13 protein-coding genes and 1 tRNA gene are annotated in these 12,645 nt (G+C 32.1%); 2 read left to right on the forward strand and 12 right to left on the reverse strand.

The genetic code is table 11. The features are described from left to right. Window positions 1-41 precede the first annotated feature (41 nt). From accB to pdxA, 5 genes are all read right to left on the reverse strand, one after another. On the reverse strand, window positions 42-518 hold the full coding sequence (accB, locus tag HNP99_RS02635) for an acetyl-CoA carboxylase biotin carboxyl carrier protein (protein ID WP_173850976.1): 477 nt from the start codon (window positions 516-518) through the stop codon (window positions 42-44). A 23-nt stretch (window positions 519-541) separates the two neighbouring features. Beyond that, a complete protein-coding gene (locus HNP99_RS02640; protein WP_173851037.1) occupies window positions 542-1,540 on the reverse strand; it encodes a beta-ketoacyl-ACP synthase III in 999 nt (332 codons plus the stop codon). 174 nt (window positions 1,541-1,714) lie between these two features. Then, complete coding sequence (gene rpmF / locus HNP99_RS02645; protein ID WP_007137315.1) at window positions 1,715-1,909, reverse strand: 50S ribosomal protein L32; 195 nt, start codon at window positions 1,907-1,909, stop codon at window positions 1,715-1,717. A 9-nt stretch (window positions 1,910-1,918) separates the two neighbouring features. Next, a complete protein-coding gene (locus HNP99_RS02650; RefSeq protein ID WP_173850978.1) occupies window positions 1,919-2,470 on the reverse strand; it encodes a YceD family protein in 552 nt (183 codons plus the stop codon). Between the two features lie 84 nt (window positions 2,471-2,554). Further along, a complete protein-coding gene (pdxA, locus tag HNP99_RS02655; protein ID WP_173851039.1) occupies window positions 2,555-3,604 on the reverse strand; it encodes a 4-hydroxythreonine-4-phosphate dehydrogenase PdxA in 1,050 nt (349 codons plus the stop codon). A 58-nt stretch (window positions 3,605-3,662) separates the two neighbouring features. Between pdxA and HNP99_RS02660 the strand changes: the two genes are divergently transcribed. After that, complete coding sequence (locus HNP99_RS02660) at window positions 3,663-4,253, forward strand: riboflavin synthase (RefSeq protein WP_173850980.1); 591 nt, start codon at window positions 3,663-3,665, stop codon at window positions 4,251-4,253. Between the two features lie 27 nt (window positions 4,254-4,280). Here HNP99_RS02660 and HNP99_RS02665 read toward each other — a convergent pair whose 3' ends face one another. The 5 genes from HNP99_RS02665 to HNP99_RS02685 all read right to left on the reverse strand — a co-directional run bounded on the left by HNP99_RS02665 (window position 4,281) and on the right by HNP99_RS02685 (window position 8,583). Next, window positions 4,281-4,490, reverse strand: coding sequence for a PID-CTERM protein-sorting domain-containing protein (locus tag HNP99_RS02665; RefSeq protein WP_254596808.1), 210 nt, complete (start codon window positions 4,488-4,490; stop codon window positions 4,281-4,283). Window positions 4,491-4,641: 151 nt separating this feature from the next. After that, window positions 4,642-4,715 (reverse strand) — tRNA-Ile (locus HNP99_RS02670). Window positions 4,716-4,843: 128 nt separating this feature from the next. After that, entirely contained in the window at window positions 4,844-5,245 is a 402-nt protein-coding gene (mce, locus tag HNP99_RS02675) for a methylmalonyl-CoA epimerase (protein ID WP_173850984.1), read from the reverse strand. 34 nt (window positions 5,246-5,279) lie between these two features. After that, the gene (locus tag HNP99_RS02680; protein ID WP_173850986.1) at window positions 5,280-7,550 is read right to left on the reverse strand and encodes a hypothetical protein; all 2,271 of its coding nucleotides are present in this window, start codon (window positions 7,548-7,550) and stop codon (window positions 5,280-5,282) included. Beyond that, complete coding sequence (locus tag HNP99_RS02685) at window positions 7,510-8,583, reverse strand: hypothetical protein (protein WP_254596803.1); 1,074 nt, start codon at window positions 8,581-8,583, stop codon at window positions 7,510-7,512. The genes HNP99_RS02680 and HNP99_RS02685 overlap by 41 nt, the downstream gene beginning before the upstream one ends. Before the next feature lie 120 nt (window positions 8,584-8,703). On the opposite strand from HNP99_RS02685, the gene HNP99_RS02690 reads away from it, so the two are divergent. Beyond that, a complete protein-coding gene (locus HNP99_RS02690) occupies window positions 8,704-10,404 on the forward strand; it encodes an Ig-like domain-containing domain (RefSeq protein ID WP_173850988.1) in 1,701 nt (566 codons plus the stop codon). A 63-nt stretch (window positions 10,405-10,467) separates the two neighbouring features. On the opposite strand, the gene HNP99_RS02695 is transcribed toward HNP99_RS02690, so the two are convergent. Both HNP99_RS02695 and HNP99_RS02700 read right to left on the reverse strand, forming a co-directional pair. Beyond that, window positions 10,468-11,232, reverse strand: a complete 765-nt coding sequence (locus HNP99_RS02695; RefSeq protein ID WP_173850990.1) for an amidohydrolase — start codon at window positions 11,230-11,232, stop codon at window positions 10,468-10,470. Window positions 11,233-11,732: 500 nt separating this feature from the next. Next, window positions 11,733-12,554, reverse strand: coding sequence for a hypothetical protein (locus HNP99_RS02700; RefSeq protein WP_173850992.1), 822 nt, complete (start codon window positions 12,552-12,554; stop codon window positions 11,733-11,735). Between the last annotated feature and the right edge of the window lie 91 nt (window positions 12,555-12,645).

Raw genomic sequence — 12,645 nt, forward strand, 5'->3', positions numbered from 1 at the left:
AAGGCATAATACACCAAATGAAACATATAATTTAAAATTAATTAAGATGGATCAACTAAAAATAATGGTTGGTCAAATTCAACAGGAGACATATCGTCAACAAGAATTTTTACAATTTTACCTGAAATTTCAGATTCTATTTCGTTGAATAATTTCATTGCTTCAATTACACATAAAACATCACCAACAGCTATTTTAGTACCCACTTCAACAAAGACAGCTTTGTCTGGAGATGGTTTTCTATAAAAAGTTCCAATGATAGGAGATTTAACAACAATATATTTTGAATCCTCAGCTGGAGCTACTGCAACTGGAGCTACTGGAGCAACAGGTTGTGGCGCTAAAGCTTGTTGCAACGTATTTTGAGCAGGTACTTGTTGTACATAAGTAGTCTCTGTAGTACTACCTTCTAAAGTTGTTCTAATGGTGATTTTTACGTCATCCATTTCCAATTTAACTTCTGCAACTCCCGAATTTGCTACAAATTTGATTAGGTTCTGAATTTCTTTTAAATCCATAATTATTTGTTTTTAGTTTAAATTTATTTTTTGTCGTATGCCCATTTTAAGTAAATAGAACCCCAAGTGAATCCTCCACCAAAAGCGGCAAAAATTACCGTATCTCCTTTTTTGAATTTATTTTCAAAATCGCTAAGTACTAAAGGTAAAGTCGCTGATGTAGTATTACCATATCTTTCGATATTCATTAACACCTTAGAGTCTTCTAAGTTCATTCTACTTGCAGTGGCATCAATAATTCTTTTATTAGCTTGATGTGGCACTAACCAATCTACGTCTTCATTTGTCAAATTATTTCTTTTCAGAATTAAATCACAAGCGTCAGCCATATTAGTTACAGCATATTTAAATACTGTTTTACCATCTTGAATGATATTGTGTCTTTTTTCTTTGAATGTTTCGATAGAAGTTGGGTTCAAAGACCCACCTGCATCAATCTTTAAAAAATCACGACCTACACCGTCACTTCTTAAATATTCATCTTGTAAACCTAAACCTTCAAAATTAGGTTCAAACAAAACCGCTCCGGCACCATCACCAAAAATGATACAAGTAGAACGATCAGTATAATCTACAATAGATGACATTTTATCAGCACCTATAAGTAATACTTTTTTATATCTTCCGGATTGAATGTAAGCAGCTGCTGTAGACATCCCGTATAAAAAGCTGGAACATGCGGCTTGTAAATCATAAGAAAAAGCATTAGTAGCACCAATTGCAGTCGCTACATATGCTCCAGTAGAAGCTACAGGCATATCAGCCGTAGCTGTTGCCATTATTAATAAGTCAATTTCTAAAGGATCAATATTCGCTTTGGCAATTAAGTCCTGAGCGGCTTTAATTGCTAAAAATGAAGTTCCTTTATCAGTGTCCTTAAGAATTCTTCTTTCTTTAATTCCTGTACGAGAGGTAATCCACTCGTCATTTGTGTCGACCATAGCCTCTAAAGCTTTGTTTGTAAGAACAAAGTCAGGAACATAAGCGCCAACAGCGGTAATTGCGGCTGTAATTGAATTCATTGTATTTGAATATTTTTCATCAAATGTTGCCATTCAATAAAACGTTTAAAAGAGTTGAAAATTACAAAAAAAAATCTAAACGTTCCGTTTTAGACTTTTTATTTAACAAAATTACAATCAACAAAAAAACTCTCACGATGTGAGAGTTCAGATATCATTTATAAAAAAAATGCATTAAGCAACAGCTACAGACTTATCTATAACAACTTGCCCTCTGTAATACATTTTCCCTTCATGCCAGTAGGCTCTGTGGTATAAATGCGCCTCACCTGTAATAGGGCAAGTAGCGATTTGTGCTACAGTAGCTTTATAATGTGTTCTTCTCTTATCTCTTCTTGTTTTGGAGATTTTTCTCTTAGGATGTGCCATTTTACTATATTATTTATCCGTTAATAGTTGCTTTAATTTGTCCCATCTAGGGTCAATATTTTCTTCGTTTTCTTCTTCTTTTTCTTCTTGTTGCTGCTCTTTTACCTGCAATTCATTCAGTTTATCAAGTGCTTCAGTTTTTAAACTTCCGTCTTCAACTCCTGGATGAACTCGTCTTAGAGGTATTGATAACACAATCATCTCGTACATATACTGAGCGACATCTATTTCAAACTCACCAAATGGCAAAATAAGCAACTCTTCATTGTCATTATTAAATTCTTCACCAAAACGAACAATTAATTTCATCTCACCATTTATTGGCAAATCAAAATCTTCGCTTGTAAGGTCACAGGGAACATTTACAGTTCCACTATGTTGAAAAACCAACTCTAACATGCTGCTATTTTTCTCTAAAACTACATTTACTTTGATATCAGAATTTTCAAATTCGTCATAATCAAAGATTTCAAAGAACGCATTACTTAATTGATATTCAAAATGATGTTTTCCTTGCTTCAATCCCACAAAAGGAATTAAATATTCTTTTGTATTCTTCATTTCAACATGATTTTGCCCCAAACTTCGGGAGTGCAAAGATATAAAATTATTATAAAACTAATAATGTTATTTACCTTTTTTTATTTAGGACTGTTTTTCTTTTACTTTTAGTGGCTTTTCACTTATTTCTGCATACTCCATTCTAGAACGATAAATATCCAAAGCCAAATAAACGGCTTCCTTAAACGAATTATAATCTGCCATACCTTTTCCAGCAATATCGTAGGCTGTGCCATGATCCGGCGAAGTTCTAACCTTACTCAAACCAGCCGTATAATTAACTCCATTGCCAAACGATAACGTTTTAAACGGGATCAATCCTTGGTCATGATAAGTTGCTACTACAGCGTCATATTTTTCATATTGACTACTACCAAAAAAACCATCAGCGGCAAATGGACCAAAAACAAGCGTTCCTTTATCAAAAATTTTCTTCAAAGTAGGCTTTAAAATAGCGTCATCTTCTTTACCTATAACTCCACCATCACCACAATGTGGATTAAGTCCTAAAACCGCAATTTTAGGCTTATTGATACTAAAATCTTGAATCAAAGACTTTCTTATTGTTTCTATTTTTCGAGTAATTAATTCCTCTGTTAAATGCGAAGCAACCTCACTCACCGGAATATGATCCGTCAATAAACCAACTCTTAAATTATCTTGAATCATAAACATCAAGGCATCCCCTTCTAATTCTTGATCCAAATAATCAGTATGCCCTGGGAATTTAAATTCCTCAGACTGAATATTATATTTATTAATTGGCGCAGTAACTAACACATCAACCAAGCCTTCTTTTAAGGCTTTAGTAGCTACAACAAATGACTTTATAGCATAAACGCCTACTTTTTCATCATTTACACCTAGATTTAAATCAACCCCTTCTTTCCAAACGTTCAAAACATTGATTTTTCCAGGAAGAATTTGGTCTAAACTATCTATTCCATGCAAAGGCGTAGCAGCGTCTAAATTCTTTTTTATAAAGGTCATGATTTTCACATTAGCAAAAATAACTGGCGTACACAACTCCAACATTCGATTATCTTCAAATGTTTTAAGCACAACTTCGCTTCCAATACCGTTTAAATCTCCTATTGAAATTCCAACAATTATATTTTCTGCTCTTTTCATAATGACGACTAATTATTTATTACTAATTTTGAACTACAAATTTAGTAAAATAAAACAAGAAATGTTTACAGGAATAATAGAAACCCTTGGTACAATCCAAGAAATTCAAAAAGACAAAGACAACATCCACATCACGATGGACGCAACAATAACAAATGAGTTAAAAATTGATCAAAGCGTTGCTCATAACGGCATATGTCTCACCGTAGTAGCTATAAAAGACAACTCTTACACCGTGACAGCAATTGACGAAACAATTCAGAAAACTAATTTAGGAAGCTGGAAAGTAGGCGATACCGTTAATCTTGAGAGAGCCATGAAATTAGGAGACAGACTAGACGGTCACATTGTTCAGGGACACGTTGATCAAACAGGAACATGCATAGCTACCCAGGAAACTAACGGAAGCTGGTCATACACCTTTGAATACGACCCCAACCTAAACAACCTCACCATAGAAAAAGGTTCGATTACCGTAAACGGAGTAAGCTTAACAGTGGTAAATTCTAAAAAAAATCAATTTAGCGTTGCCATAATCCCATACACACACGAACACACAAACTTCAACGCGTTTAAAGTGGGCACAAAAATCAATTTAGAGTTTGACGTAATAGGAAAATACGTATCCAAACTTCATCAAAACAACTTATAACTTTTATTAAAATAAAAAACCTCAGCTTTACACTGAGGTTTTTTTATATTTTGTCTTTTTATAAATCGTATAACTACCTAATAACACTCCCGCTATCAAAAGCAAAACAAGACCTCCATCTATAGGGAAGCCTGGAGGAGGAGGAGGTGTAGGATCAGGTGGATCAGCTGCAAAAACTGAAGCGACAGTCATTACAAACATCATTGCTAGAAAAATCTTTTTTGGAATAATTTTCATATGGGTCAAAAATAACAAATCAATTGATTTAAAAAAAATATTATGTATGCTATTTTATATGTACAACAAAATTAAATTACAAATAACAGTTTCGCAAAAATAAAAAACCTCGTAAACTATTAATTTACAAGGGTTTTTTAAACTTAAAATGTGGTCCCACCTGGGCTCGAACCAGGGACCACCTGATTATGAGTCAGGTGCTCTAACCAGCTGAGCTATAGGACCGGTTATGAGAGTGCAATATTACTACTATTTTTCCTTTACTCCAAATAATATTACGCTAGTTTTTACATAAATATTTAAATAAATTAAAAGACCCTGATTACTAGATTTATAAAAACTACTCTTCTTCATTATTTAATCTCTTGACACAACTCAATCAAGACGCCATTAGTACTTTTAGGATGCAAGAAGGCTACTAATTTATTATCGGCTCCTTTTTTAGGGACTTCATTTAAAACAACAAAACCTTCTGCCTTTAATCTTTCAATCTCCGCTTCGATGTCTTCAACATCAAAAGCAATGTGATGAATCCCCTCCCCTTTTTTCTCCAGAAACTTGGCAATAGGGCTGTCAGGATTTGTAGCCGCTAGAAGCTCAATTTTATTAGGGCCGTTTTTAAAAAATGAAGTCATTACTCCTTCACTCGCTACTTCCTCTGATTTGTAGGCAGGAGCTCCAAATAATTTTTCGAATAAAGCATTGGACACCTCCATATCTTTCACTGCAATACCTATATGTTCAATTTTTCTCATAATTTTAATGGGGTTTTAAAAAACAAAGATACTACTATCGTTGGTAAACAAATTTATTAAAGCTCCCACATTCCGCAATAACCTCTTGATAGTAATCCGTATCTGAATACTCTTTTTGCAAGGTTTTAAAACCGTTTCTTGCTGATGAACTCACTCCTACATCATAGTAATCCCACAAACTCATATTTTGAGAATAAAACATTTGATCATAATACTCATTGCGTTCACATTTACTCAATAGGTAAACACATTTTGCTTTTTGCTCTTTAGTAGTAGCTGCTTTAAAAGCTTTTTGATAATATTTTTTTGGCAAAACACTACTAAGAATTTTCTCTTTAATAGCTTCTCTAAAATAACTAGGATCAGAACCATAACCTACAATTGGTCCTTCGTAAAAACTACGTGCATTTCCAAAATGAGAAATATTATAAAAAGCATTTCCTAACAACAAACTATTGTTATAAACATCAATATTATTGGCTACATTGTCTTCCATCTCTTTAATAATTTTCAAAAACTCCATTTGCGTGAATTTCCTTCTTTGGTAAGCAGCATGTTCGCAATCATGACAATCTTTAATGTTTCCGTTAAACGGATTTCCTAAAAACACTTCATATTGCGTACTGTCTGATTTCTCCATAAATGCAATTGCCTCTGGAATATCATCTGCGAAAGCAGCTTTAACCGCTTGAAAGTTATTAATATCACTCAATTTCAATGTGTAAATACTAGCCGCTAATGTCTCAATTGCTGATTTTTTTGTTTTCGAAAGAAAGTCTTTCATGGCTTGCAAATTTTCATCATTGTCATAAAAATCATCCGTTGGTAAAAACAACTCCGACATCACATCATTTTTTTGACCTTTATATAGCGCTGCTAAATACGTTTTACTTCCGTTTAATGCATTATTGAATCGTAGGTTTTCTATAGTATGACTAGGTAGTTCTTTATATATCCAGTTTAAATCTTTCAGAATTGTCTTTTCGGCACTGGAATTTATCTTGGTTATTTTATTCAAATTATTCACAAATCGCAATATTCGAAGTTGACCTTCCGCTAATGGCGTTTTAGGCAATTTTGATGCTACACCGTCATACGTTTTATCTGCTTTAGCATATTCTCCATTCAAACTTTGTAAATAACCCAATGCAATATTCCACAAATACGGTTTATTTGTTTCCTTAGAGCCAGCAATTTTTTGTACCAAGGAAAGTACCGACTTGTCCATTTGTGCTAGTTTAGCTTTGTTATTATCCGCCACAGACAAATCTTTATAATTATCACTAATCTTATTTTCTTGATTATTGATTAATCTCGTTAAGAGGTAATTTAGGTGCTCACTTGACGGGTCTAATTCAAAAATAGCCGCAATGGCTTTGAATTCCTCTTTATAATAGCCGTGAATTGCCCACAACGCTGCTTTTTCTTGATTGTTTTTGGCCAAAGCCAAAGACTCATTCCAATCCTTCTCTTCCTGTGGATGAAAACTATATGCTGTTACAACACGCATTTCTGGGCATTTATCGAATACTTTACTGTACAAATAATTGGATTTAGCATATTCTTCTCTACCATAATATACCCCTGCACAATACCCTAAAGCGCGATAATACAAGGTGTTTTTAACCACAGACTCTGATGTTTTATCAAAAAAATCAATAGCCTTTTGTTTATCATCACTATAAAAATAGGCTTTCATTAATTGAAACCAATACCTGTTTTTCAAAAAATCATCTGAACTATTTTGGTATGCTTTTTCTATTCCAGCAATTGTTTCCCAGTCCGAAAAAACTTTTACCTCTACAACATCATAACTCCAATACCTATTTGAAACAGAAGTCGCCTCTACCTTTTTTGCTAGATATAGAAAGCGAAAAAATGCTTTTACCTTTTTATCGTTTAAATTAAATACCGCACTCCACTTACTAGAACTTGCATTTTCTTTTTTTGATGAATAGTAATTTTCTAAATCATTTATGTCTTTTTCACTGTTATCTATTAAGAAGAATTTCACTGTTTCAGCATTCATACTTCCTTTTAAGAACATTTCCCAGTCCGCTGTAATCAAAGTATTAAATCTCGAATCGTGCTGGTCGTCAAAACGAATTCCATAAAAAACATCCCCAGATAAAAATAAAGGAGAATAGGAATTATCTACAAAAGCCTCGGGTGCAAAATTAGAATTACCACCATAATACCAGTCGCCATACCAACCATCTCCTCCGCAGGCATAAATTAAGCCATAAGTAAAAAGTAATCCTGTGCTAAAAACAAGTAACAACTTGCTTGAAAATAGTTTTTTCATAATTTATTAAATTAAGTTCGTCTAAATCGTAGAAGATAATTTCTTTGGGAGTTGATGCTCCATTCTCTTTTAAATCTGATGCCATTTCTTTTAAATCATCCGCAGATATGGCTTCTATTTTTATAACATCTTCTTTTTTATAAAACACTCCTTTGCGGTAATGCGATTGATTTACCTTATAAATATTCTTTTTTATAAAGGTAAAATTAGCACTTGAATCTAAATCGCTAGCTAATAATTTACTACGCAAACCAATCACCTTGCCTTGGCTAATATGGATACCCCACGAATAAATAGGCAAAGCATAACTTAATGGCAATGGATATTTTTTTAAACTTTTAATATAACGTTTCGCAATTCCTTGATCGTATATCGAATTTAAAGATTTTACTGCAATGGTACCCATATTGTAATACATTAAAACCCCTGAATCAACATTTGGAATTTTTGTTTTCTCAAAATACTTGACTTGATGCAATCTAATTGTAGCCGATAATTTCTTAGCAGAGATACGTTTAAAGTCTTCGATAAATTTCAAATAATTGGTTTTACTACTTAAAGTCCAGTCGCAATCTATTTGGATTTCTTGGCACGAAAGCCCATTTTTAGTATTCATTAAATTAATAAACTCATTGGTTTTATCAGCCAAATTTTGACTATTAAAATTTTCATCAAGCATTACTTTATTTTGGATATAAACAACCGGAACAATTGTTTTAATATTTGGGAGCTTCGTAAAATGTATTGGACTTACGGGGTAAACTTCCTTCGTTTTTGGATGTAAATCAAGATCAAAATACCGAATATAGATTTTTTCTACCTTATTTTCTTTAATCGTTTCTAGTTCTAAAGGAGAGAGATCAAAATTAGTTTTCCAATAATAAAACGATACAATAGGAGTTTCTGTACGTTGGCAAGAAATAAAAACCACAAATAATATGATATATAAACAAAAATTCTTCAAGATTACAGGCCATTTAGCATCAAACAAATCTAAGATTTTACAAATACTAATAACAGCTTTGAGTTGCATTTATTTTTTTGAACACCAAGTCTAATCTATTACAAAATACAAACTATCCTAATATTGCCATAAAAATTTCGATTACAGAAAATATAATTGTTATTTTGTAGCAATAAATTCACATTCTTTATGTCTAAAAATATCGCATTTATAATCTATATCTTTTTAGTTTTATCACTAACTAATTGTGCCAAAAGAGGAACAATTACTGGTGGTTTAAAAGACACTCTTGCACCAACATTAAAATCCAGTTTCCCTAAAAACTATAGCACTAATTTTAAAGGCAATGAAATCAAATTAGTTTTTGATGAATACATTAAATTAAAAAACTTAAACAAGCAGTTAATTATCTCACCTCCCATGAAACAGGAGCCAATAATTTTACCAACTACAGCGAGTAAATATTTGACCATACAAATAAAAGACACTTTACAACCCAACACCACCTATAGTTTTAATTTTGGTCAAAGTATTGCTGATAACAATGAAGGCAACCCTTACAATCAATTTAAATACATATTTTCGACGGGAACTTATATTGATTCACTTGCTATAGGCGGCAGGATCAAAGACGCTTACAATAAAGAAGCCGATTCATTTGTATCAATAATGCTTTATGATGTGGATGAAAAGTACAATGATTCGGTTGTTTACAATAAAACGCCTCGCTATATCACGAATACTTTAGACAGTTTAAAAACTTTTAGATTAGAAAATTTAAAAGCTGGAAAATACCTATTAGTTGCTATGAAAGATCAAAATAGCAATAATAAATTCAATCCTAAAGAAGATAAAATAGGTTTTAGAAAAGAATTTATTACAATCCCAAATGATACTGTTTATGAATTAGAGTTATTTAAAGAAACATTAGACTTAAAAACATCAAAACCAATGCAGGCTTCAGGTAATAGATTATTTTTAGGTTATGATGGAAAACAAAACCTTAAAGAAAAACAACCTAAAGTAGTTGTTAAAAACAATACCGAAGTTCTTGAGACAATCATTACTCAAATGCCCAAGAAAGACTCTCTACAAATATGGTTCAAACCTTTAAAAGCCGACTCACTAGCCGTTAGCGTTTCTAGAGATAATTATTTAAAAGATTATGTTATAAAAATCAAAGACCAAAAGAAAGATTCTTTAAACATCACTGCTAATCAAAATGGTGTTTTAAATTTTAGAGATCGCTTTTCATTAGAAACCGCTACACCGTTAGTGAAATTTGATGATGCTAAAATAAAACTTACGGATAACGACAGCACCGAGGTTCCTTTTAAAAGAGAATATGATGTTTTTAATCAAAAGCTTTATTTTGACTTTAAAAAAGAACCCAATAAAAAATACAATTTCAGATTATTACCTGGAGCATTAACTGATTTTTATGAAAAATCTAATGATACCTTAAGCTACAAATTAGCTACAAAAACCGAAGCCGAGTATGGTAATTTACGCATTCAACTTAAAAACGTAAAACGCTTTCCGGTAATTGTAGAATTGACCAATGCAAAAGGAGACGTTTTAGCTACTGAATACTCCGAGAAAAACACGACAATTGACTTCAATTTACTTGAACCTACTTTATATTCCCTTCGCATTATTTATGACGATAACAAAAATAAAATCTACGATTCCGGAAATTATTTAGAGAAACGCTATGCCGAAGAAGTTATTTATTCTTCTAAAGAAATAAACCTTCATGCAAATTTTGATTGGGAAGAGGTCTTTGATGTTAGTTTACCCTACTCTCCCGAACTAAAGAAAAAAGAAAAAGGCAAAGGGGGAGATGACAAACGAAAATCTCAAGGTGGAAAACCTGAAAACAGACAATAATTAAAAATAGCACACCCTTTTTAGTTTCAATACTCTGTAGCCATAAAGGGTTCATGTAATTAATTATTTTATTTTGAATACATCTCTATCGTTCAAAAAATTCAACTTTTCACGAACTTTCATTAAATATGATTGGTCAAGAGTCGTTATAAAAACTCCTTCTGATTCTTCTGGCGCCATCAAGTGATCGCCTAAACAATCCAACACTTGTGAATGTCCAATGTATTCATAACCATTGGCATCAGTACCTATTCTATTTACCCCTATTACGTAACTCATATTTTCTATAGCACGCGCTGCAAGTAAAGTATCCCAGGCTTTTATTCGGGTTTTTGGCCAGCTGGCAGCGTAAATTAACAAGTCGTAATTCTCGACGTTACGAGAGTAAACTGGAAAACGCAAATCATAACACACAAACGGACAAATTTTCCAACCTAGGTAGTCTACAATCAATTTTTGAGTTCCTCTTGAGTACACTTTTTCTTCACCAGCAAGAGTAAACAAATGCCTTTTATCATAATGCTGAACTTCACCAGATGGAAAAACAAACAACATCCTATTATAAAAACTGGAGTTTTCTTCAATTACTACGCTTCCAGTTATGGCGCAGTTTTTGGCTTTCGCCAAAGCTTGCATCCACAATACCGTTTTGCCTTGCATTGATTCAGCTACTTTTGAAGGCAGCATTGTAAAACCTGTTGTAAACATTTCAGGAAGTACAATTAAATGTACTTCATCTATAATTGCGTTGATTTTTTCTTTGAAATAAACTCGGTTTGCTTCTGGGTTTTCCCAAATAATTGGTGATTGAATTAAGGCTACTTTCATTTTATAAAATTACTAAAAAAGGAAATATGGATGATCGTTTTTTTTAGAATTATGGCTATTTAGAATCCCTTTATGAATTAATTTATGTTGTCATTGGAACACGGATGACATGGATCGAGCAGATGTAAACGGATTTCTTTTTATTGGGTTATGAGTAGAAATGATTTTACTATTTTTACATAGTGGTCTTGGTACCCAGATCGGACGGATTTAAACGGATATACTATCTTGAAGAGAGATAGTTTCGTTTGTTTAGAAGACTTACTTATTTTGTACTGGTGGCAAAGTCCAACCTTGATTTGTATACAATTACTTCAAAGCTACAATAGCTCTAAAAACACTATCGATAACTAACGCCATTTTTGGAATATTAATTGTTTCCAGAACATCTTTATCGGTGTGGTAGTTTGGGTTTCTATAAAAACACCCCATTATCACCCTAACGAAAACTTGATAGGAAACGATAATTTCACTGAATTCCACCTAGATCAAAATGGCTTTTACTTGAAATCTTTATTAGCTTGTTCGTGGAAAAGTATTAAATCTTTAACAATATATTTCAATTTAGCGCTATAAATAACTGATTGATTTACAATGCCATTTTCACTATTTACACTTAATAAAGGAATAGAATTTTCATTATAATTATACATAGAAGTTAAAATACCAGCATGTACAAATTTAGAACGAGTAACATAATATTCAGAAATAATTTTTTTTATTAATTCATTTTCAACATTAGCTTCTTTTGCTAAATTTATTATTCTTTTTGAAATAGAAAAAGTCTCTTGATTACATGTATTACATTTTTTTGATTCAATGTCATTAAGTGTTATTAGTTCTAAAGATGACATGTATGAAGTGATAGCATATTCAATACAATTAAAATCTAAAGCAAAAGAAGTGTTGTATAATTCCTCGAAAAATAATCCTTCCGAGAAAAATAATATACTCTTTTCAAAGGAATTGTAAAGTTCAAAGTAATTCAATGGCTTAGATAAATAATGGTCTATATAATTACCTATTTTTCCCGAGATTTCTAACTTTTTAAATGCATCACTTGTTAGATAAGAAGATTGTTCATCTGTATCTGAATCAATTAAAACAATTTCACGATGATTCATATTTCTTACAACACTTATTCCTGTTTCACTAAAATTTATAAATTTTAAAGTATCAAAAGACAATATACTTCTGACAAATCTCAATTGAGAGGTTGCAAAAGTTTTTGCATCGATATCATCATATCCAGTTACAGTAAGTCTAAGTTTGTCATTTTCAATTTTGAAATATTTATACTCTACTTTCTTAAAAATTATCACTACTATCCGAAAGTCTGAAATTAAAAATGCCTGAGAATCCCTTATTTTTGTTTTGCGAAAAATAAAATAATTTTATGGGACTCTTCAAGCG

It is taken from the genome of Flavobacterium gelidicaeli (assembly GCF_013294005.1).
Taxonomy (GTDB): domain Bacteria; phylum Bacteroidota; class Bacteroidia; order Flavobacteriales; family Flavobacteriaceae; genus Flavobacterium.

Coding starts and splice junctions, on each gene's coding strand:
- accB (WP_173850976.1), bottom strand. CDS start 518: ATGGATTTAAAAGAAATTCAGAACCTAATCAAATTTGTAGCAAATTCG.
- HNP99_RS02640 (WP_173851037.1), bottom strand. CDS start 1,540: ATGAATTCAATTACAGCCGCAATTACCGCTGTTGGCGCTTATGTTCCT.
- rpmF (WP_007137315.1), bottom strand. CDS start 1,909: ATGGCACATCCTAAGAGAAAAATCTCCAAAACAAGAAGAGATAAGAGA.
- HNP99_RS02650 (WP_173850978.1), bottom strand. CDS start 2,470: ATGAAGAATACAAAAGAATATTTAATTCCTTTTGTGGGATTGAAGCAA.
- HNP99_RS02660 (WP_173850980.1), top strand. CDS start 3,663: ATGTTTACAGGAATAATAGAAACCCTTGGTACAATCCAAGAAATTCAA.
- HNP99_RS02665 (WP_254596808.1), bottom strand. CDS start 4,490: ATGAAAATTATTCCAAAAAAGATTTTTCTAGCAATGATGTTTGTAATG.
- mce (WP_173850984.1), bottom strand. CDS start 5,245: ATGAGAAAAATTGAACATATAGGTATTGCAGTGAAAGATATGGAGGTG.
- HNP99_RS02680 (WP_173850986.1), bottom strand. CDS start 7,550: ATGAAAAAACTATTTTCAAGCAAGTTGTTACTTGTTTTTAGCACAGGA.
- HNP99_RS02685 (WP_254596803.1), bottom strand. CDS start 8,583: ATGCAACTCAAAGCTGTTATTAGTATTTGTAAAATCTTAGATTTGTTT.
- HNP99_RS02690 (WP_173850988.1), top strand. CDS start 8,704: ATGTCTAAAAATATCGCATTTATAATCTATATCTTTTTAGTTTTATCA.
- HNP99_RS02695 (WP_173850990.1), bottom strand. CDS start 11,232: ATGAAAGTAGCCTTAATTCAATCACCAATTATTTGGGAAAACCCAGAA.